Origin of the sequence: Pleomorphomonas sp. JP5, from assembly GCF_023721815.1 — a bacterium.
Classification (GTDB): domain Bacteria; phylum Pseudomonadota; class Alphaproteobacteria; order Rhizobiales; family Pleomorphomonadaceae; genus Pleomorphomonas.
On sequence record NZ_JAMDLI010000008.1, the window covers coordinates 827,045 to 833,301 of the forward strand.

A 6,257-nucleotide genomic window follows, 5' to 3' on the forward strand; every position below is an offset into this window, starting at 1 on the left:
CCCTCGCCCCGCGCGAACCAACAGACAGATGTCAGTTTCCCGGCGCATCCCTTTCGCAGGCGTACCAGATTCGCGGCCCGTCCGCCGCCTCCGACAGGCTCCACCCTTGGTAGCCCGATATCAACGCCTGGGCGGCGTCGGCGGTATCCGCCAAGGCGATCCAGCGGCCTTCCCTGGCCGGCTTCGGTGACCGGTCGAGATCGCGGCGCACCAGAAAACGGAGCCCTCCAAAGGCAGGACGCAGCGCACGAATGGTCAATCCCTCGGCGAGAAGATTGCGGAGGCTGGGCAGATTACCCGGCGCCACCGTCGAGACGGCGATCCGTCGGAAGGCCAATCGGGCTGCCTCGATGCGCGCGGCCACCAGCCGACGCTGCAATCCATTGCCGCGCCAGCGCGGCAAGACGCCGGCGCCATCAATCGTGGCGACTTCGGCTCTTTGCTGTACCGTCAGACCGAACTGATCGGCGAAGCTTTCCTGGTCGGCCGCGGGCAAGCCGAGCACGCCGTAGGCGATCATCTCGCCATCCGCGAACAGGCCCAAGATGCGGCCGCAGGCACTGCAATGCTCGTGAAAGAAGGCATCGGTCTCGCGGCAGAGCAGATCCGGCGCCACCGCCTCCCGTACGGCGTGATGGAGGGCGATGACGCCGCCAACCTCCTGGGGCTCGAGCCAACGGCCGACATAGGGAACGGCCACCGAGGGCCGGCCGTCGCAGCGGTGGAGATAGCCGGCCAGGACCGTCTCGGTCATCGGATCATCTCCGCGTAATCGATGAGCTGCAGCGATGGATAGCGGCCGAGTCGCAAGGCTACCGGCAGTCGGACAAGATAGGAAAACCGCTGCAACGTCTCGATGGGAATCGAAGACGGGGACTTGCCGTCCACCAGAACCTGCCTGGCCTTGTCGGCGGCGAACTGGCCGACCGTCGCGTAGCGGCTGACAAGGCCAATCATCGCCTGGCTTTCGCGAATTTCGAGCTCGGTAGCGGTAAAGGCGGGAATACCCGCCTCAATGCCGGCGCCCGTCAACGCATCGCGGTTGGCGCCGACGAAGTTGTCCGGCCCGATGTAGAGAATGTCGGCGCCGCGACGCCCGAGATCGGCAACGAGGTCGGGAATGGCCGTCGCATCAGGTTGACCGTCGGCGTCGGTCGGCACGGGGGCTTCGAGAAGCTGGAAGCCGGCGGTGGGCGCCAATGCCCTGAGCTCGGAAAGATTGGCGAGTGAGTTGGTTTCGGCCGGATTGTAGACGACGCCGAGCCGCCGCATCGGCAGAAAGGCCTTGATGGCGTTGATCTGAGCGGGCAGCGGCGCAATGTGCGATACGCCCGTGACATTTGGCCGTGGCGGTTGGCCTTCGGGAGGCTGGATGCCCGCCCCGCGCGGCGACGACACCATGGTGAAAAGAACGGGCACGTCCGTGAGATGAACCGCCGGATCGACGGCGTCCCATCGACCGACAAGGCCAAGGGTCACGCCTGTGCCCCAGGCGTAGACAAGGTCCGGTTTCGAACGGCGGAGATCAGCGATCACGGCGGGCAGTTGGTCGAGATTGCGGGCAATGTCGTGCACATCGATGTCGGCCTCGATCCCGAGGGCCGAGAGCTCCCTGCGGAAGCCTGCCTCGGCATCGGTCTCCCCCCTCCAGAGCACCATTGCGATCCGGAAGCGCCGCCCGCCGGTCGCCGGGGTGGCCGCGGGGGTCGCTGCCGAAACCGGTCGGCCAATCAGCAGGCCGGCAGCGCCAGTGCACAGGCCAACGAGAAGATCGCGCCGTCTCATGGTACGATCTCCTTCGGCATGACACGCCATCGTGCCGTCAGTCCCGCATAGGCCAGCGCGCTCAGGCAGGCATAAAGGCCCAAAACGGCGATCGCGCCAACACTGCCCAAAGAGGCACTGAGCGGGGCGGCGATCATCGGGCCGAGACCTCCGCCGAAGCGCTCGACGAAGCGCATGACGGTCAGTTCCGGGGCGTGCCCCTGTCGAACGTCGGCTTCCGATGCCATGTCCACCACCATGGAGGTCTGGGCGCTGATCGACATGGCTTGCCCCGAGCCGAGGGCCGCCACCATCAAGATGGCGGCGGGAAGGGTGAGCGCCTGCGGCACGATCGGCGCCGCGAGAAGCGGCAACGCTGACAAAAAGAGTCCCAGGGTCACCACCGCTGCGTGGTTTTGGCGGCGATCGGTGAGGCGGCCGAGCCACGGCCCACCGAGCAGCACCACCACGCCATAGACCATCAGTATGCGACCGACATCCGCCTCACGCCAGCCGTTACCGATGAGCGTCACCGGCAGAAGATAGTAGAGGAAGCCGGTGAGCAGCAGCTTGGCCGGTATGGCAGCGAAGATCATCTGCACTGCGAGGCGACGATTGGCGAGGGCGACGGCAAAGTCGCCAAGCGTGACGCTGCGTGGCCGCTCGTCGGGCGACCGTCGAGACCCAGCCATCAACCAAGCCGCGACGACCGCCGACAGGGCGGCAACCAGTGCGGCGAAGACGAAGGTCTCGTTCTGACCGAAGCGCTCGGCCAGCACGCCGCCAAAGGCTGGACCGCAGATGTCGGCCAGCGTGATGCCGCCGACCATCATCGCCGAACCGCTGGCCCGGTTGGTCGAGTTGGTCTTCTCGATCACGAAGCCCTGGCAAGCGATGTAGGTCGTGCCGTACCCGATCGCCGACACCGCGCGCCAGGCGAGCAGTTCCCAGTAGCTGCCGGCGAGCCCCGTGCCGCCCAGACCGATCGTCGCGATCACCGCGCCCGCCGCGTAGAGGCGAGCCTTGCCAAGACGGGTATAGAGCAACGTGGCGAAGGGCATGGCCAGCGCGACGACGCTCATGTGAAGGCCGACGACGACACCGGTCGCGAAGTTGGCGTCAAGACCCGACGTCGACGCCGCGATCTCGCCGGCGTAGATCGGCATGAACGAGCGGCCAAGTTCTTCGGCGAAGACGAACAGGAAGGCGAGGAGACGGATAGACACCAGAGGGGCCGAGCGGGGCGACGCGTCGGAGCCGGTCGATGGCGCCCCCAGAAGACCTGCAAGCCGGCTCGCCAGGGATCGTATCCATCCGCTTGCGCGGGGAATGGCGAGGGTCGCCGCCTCTCCGCTGGCCACAAGCCGCAACGCACGAGCAACGGCCCGCGCCGGCTCCACCACGTTGAGAACCACCACGAGAAGCATCACCTCGAAGGCCAGAAGACAGGACACCAGAACGATCACGCCGGCGTCCACAAGATTGTCGAAAAGAGGTTTGAACAGCGCGTCGCTGTTGTGGCCGAGGTAAATGGACCCGGTGCGCAGCGGCAGCTCAGTCACGAGATGCCCGCCTCTCAGCGATTGCGACGGCGCAAGTCCATCAGACGAAGGCTCGGCTGGTCCGTCGAGGAGACGTTCCAGCGCATCACCGGTCATCCCCTCGCTGAACAGTACCTTCTTTCCATCGGTCACCGCGAGAAAGGCAATGTCCGGATCCCTTTCTTTCAGCGAGTCGAACAGCCAATCGACACCGACCATGCGATCGACGGGAATGCCAAGCTCGACCGCCGCGTCGATCTTCGCCCTGCCCTGGTCAGCTTCGGCCAACGCCGTTCTGGCCAGTTCTGGAAGCAGAAGCTGCGTGCTACTGGCCATGGTCAACCAGGAAACACAGGCCAGCGCGGCGGCGAGGGCGAGCGTCGCAATGGCCAGTCCCTGAAACATGGGATCGAAAAAGCGCCTCGGCATTCAGTCGCTCCCAGCTCGCCGAGCGGCGACAAGCGCGGGACGGGCCGCGCGGTAGGCCTCGATCAGGTCAGCTTCCCACGCATTGCCGGGAACAACGTTTGCGACCCCGACGGGCTCATCCGACGCGTCGTCGCGCCCGAGGGCTTCGAGATCGGCATCGAGTGCCCGCAGGGAAGGCGGGGGGCGGGAGAAGACCAGCGCTGCGACGATCATCGTCAGGCTCGCCAGACCGGCGACCCAAGCCCCAAGCATCAAGTAGCGCTGGGTCAGCGACGCCATCGCCTGCCGAAAGGGAGCGGCCGCCCGGGACACCACCAGTTCGGCGGCGCAACCGCCCGTGGCATCAGTCACCCGCATGCCGATGTCGAACTGCTCGTCATGTCGCCGCATCCAGGGCGAACCTGCCGCGGTTCCCGTCTTCGTCGCGTCACCGGCCTGGAAAAGGACCTGTCCGCCACAATCCCGTACCGTGATGGCGGCGAGGTCCGGATGGGCTGCAAGACGCTGACGAAGCAGATCGGGAATGTTCTCCTGCGCATCCACGGGAAGGCCGAGGTCCAACCCGACCGACAGGACACGCGCCACTTCGCCTGCAGTCAGCTCCATGCGCTGGTCGACCAGCGCTCTGTAGGTCTCTTCGAAGCGGAACAGACTGAGCGTCGAGGTCAGCGCGATGACGGACAACGCAACCACCACCATCGCCGCTCCCGTCCTTACGGCGAGGACGACCGACTCGCGTTGTTTCATCACGACACCCGCGTATTGACCACGAGTCATGGTCTTCCGCGTCCCCTGCCCCGTCAATAGAAATCGAATTGACGGCTCCGTCCGGCATTCGTATCGTAACCAGCGATAAAACGACGGGAATTTCCTTGCCCGTCGCCTGGCGGGGCTCCGTGATGATCATCATCGGTATCTTGTACCTTATGGGATGCGCCGTCACCGGTTTCATGGGGCGTCACACGGTCTTTGGCTTCGTCGGTCACTTCCTGCTGTCGATCGTCGTTACCCCACTCATCGACTTCCTTATCCTTGCGATCAGCCGCCCGCGTCGCAATGCCGAGCACGGATGACGATCGGCGGGGCGATGCGAGGCAGACGATGACAGCGGGCAAGCGGGCGAAAAACGATGGCTGACACGACCTTGACGCAGGGCGAGGCGGCTGTCGGCTCAACCGGGCGCGGCAAGGTGGGGCGCGCAAGGCGCTTCTGGAGCCGGCTTTACGAACGGCTTCACCGGCATTCGATCAGCGTCTATGCCCTTGTCCTCAGCTTCATCCTATTTCTTCTGGTCCTGGCGCCGCAGATCTTCGTCAACGTGCCCGCCGGCAATGTCGGCGTGCTGTGGCTTCGCTTTTTTGGCGGCACGGTCACGACGTCCTACCTCGACGAGGGCCTGCACGTCATCTTTCCCTGGGACGAGGTCTACCTCTATGACGCGCGCCTTCAGAACCGCGCCCGCGTCTACGACACGATTTCCTCCAACGGCCTCAGCATGCAGGTGGAGATCGCCATCCGCTACAGAATCAACCGCGACACGGTTGGCCTCCTGCATCAACAAATAGGCCCGAGCTACGACGAAGTGCTCGTTTATCCGGAAATCGGTTCGCACGCCCGCGAACTCATCTCCCGCTACACGCCCGAGCAGCTTTATTCGGAAACCCGCGCCTTCATCCAGGCTCAGTTGCTGGAACGGATGGTGACCCAGCTCGGAGCCTCGCTTGGCAACCAAAGCTTCCGCGGCCGCCTCGTTGACGTCGAGGACGTCCTGATTCGCAGCGTCAACCTTCCAGAGCGCGTACAGGACGCCATCGAGCGCAAGGCCGAACAATATCAAGCCATGCTGGAATACGACTTCCGCCTCGCCCGCGAAAAGAAGGAAGCCGAGCGCAAGAAGATCGAGGCCGACGGCATTCGCGAGTTCCAGGACACGGTGGCCCGCACCATCACGCCGGAGTATCTGCGCCTGCGCGGTATCGAGGCAACGATGACCTTGGCCGCATCTCCGAACAGCAAGATCATTGTCGTCGGCGGCAAGGACGGCTTGCCGCTCATCCTGAACACCGGCGACGAGCCGACCACACGAACCGAACAGCCGGCGGAATCAGGAGAGACGCCTGCCGGCACGGAGGCCCTTCAGCCGGCGCCGCCCAACGCGAAGCTGGACGATGTCCCCCCCACCAACGCCGCCGTTCCCTTGAACCTGCCGGCGTCTTCACCAACCGGGGTACAGGCCGATCCCCGCGGGCGCAGGGACACCGTGTCGTCGAGCATTGAAAGCAGCGTCCAACAGGCCGCCGGTGAGCCAAAGCCCGCCGATACGCCGCCCCCCGACCAGAAGACTCCCGCGTCTCCCTGACGGCCCACTCGGGCGTTCCGTACCGCCAGACAGACCGTTCGCGGCTTCCGATCGCGAGATGTTCCGCAGCAAGCGTCGCGAAATGACGGAACCAGGTCACCTGTCCGAAAACGGTAAAGGATTCAAACACCAAGGCGCGGGCCACGGGACCGGCAGTTGTGAAC

6 protein-coding genes are annotated in these 6,257 nt (G+C 65.0%); 2 read left to right on the plus strand and 4 right to left on the minus strand.

Translation table 11 applies throughout. The annotated features are described in order from the left end of the window. Nucleotides 1–31: 31 nt before the first annotated feature. Genes M4J40_RS15070 through M4J40_RS15085 form a run of 4 tightly spaced genes read right to left on the minus strand, consistent with a single transcriptional unit; the run spans nt 32 to nt 4,481 of the window. On the minus strand, nt 32–754 hold the full coding sequence (locus M4J40_RS15070) for a GNAT family N-acetyltransferase (protein WP_251755077.1): 723 nt from the start codon (nt 752–754) through the stop codon (nt 32–34). After that, nucleotides 751–1,785 carry an ABC transporter substrate-binding protein gene (locus tag M4J40_RS15075; protein WP_251755079.1) on the minus strand — a complete coding sequence of 345 codons (1,035 nt, stop codon included), beginning with the start codon at nt 1,783–1,785 and terminating at the stop codon, nt 751–753. The genes M4J40_RS15070 and M4J40_RS15075 overlap by 4 nt, the downstream gene beginning before the upstream one ends. After that, the gene (locus M4J40_RS15080; RefSeq protein WP_251755081.1) at nt 1,782–3,734 is read right to left on the minus strand and encodes an MFS transporter; all 1,953 of its coding nucleotides are present in this window, start codon (nt 3,732–3,734) and stop codon (nt 1,782–1,784) included. Before M4J40_RS15080 ends, M4J40_RS15075 begins: the two co-directional genes overlap by 4 nt. After that, the gene (locus tag M4J40_RS15085) at nt 3,735–4,481 is read right to left on the minus strand and encodes a hypothetical protein (RefSeq protein WP_251755082.1); all 747 of its coding nucleotides are present in this window, start codon (nt 4,479–4,481) and stop codon (nt 3,735–3,737) included. A gap of 152 nt (nt 4,482–4,633) precedes the next feature. Here M4J40_RS15085 and M4J40_RS15090 point away from each other — a divergent pair, with 152 nt between their 5' ends. Both M4J40_RS15090 and M4J40_RS15095 read left to right on the plus strand, forming a co-directional pair. Then, complete coding sequence (locus M4J40_RS15090) at nt 4,634–4,807, plus strand: hypothetical protein (RefSeq protein ID WP_251727458.1); 174 nt, start codon at nt 4,634–4,636, stop codon at nt 4,805–4,807. A 56-nt stretch (nt 4,808–4,863) separates the two neighbouring features. Then, nucleotides 4,864–6,093: a prohibitin family protein gene (locus M4J40_RS15095; RefSeq protein ID WP_251755084.1), complete on the plus strand. Its 1,230-nt coding sequence runs from the start codon at nt 4,864–4,866 to the stop codon at nt 6,091–6,093. Nucleotides 6,094–6,257: the final 164 nt, after the last annotated feature.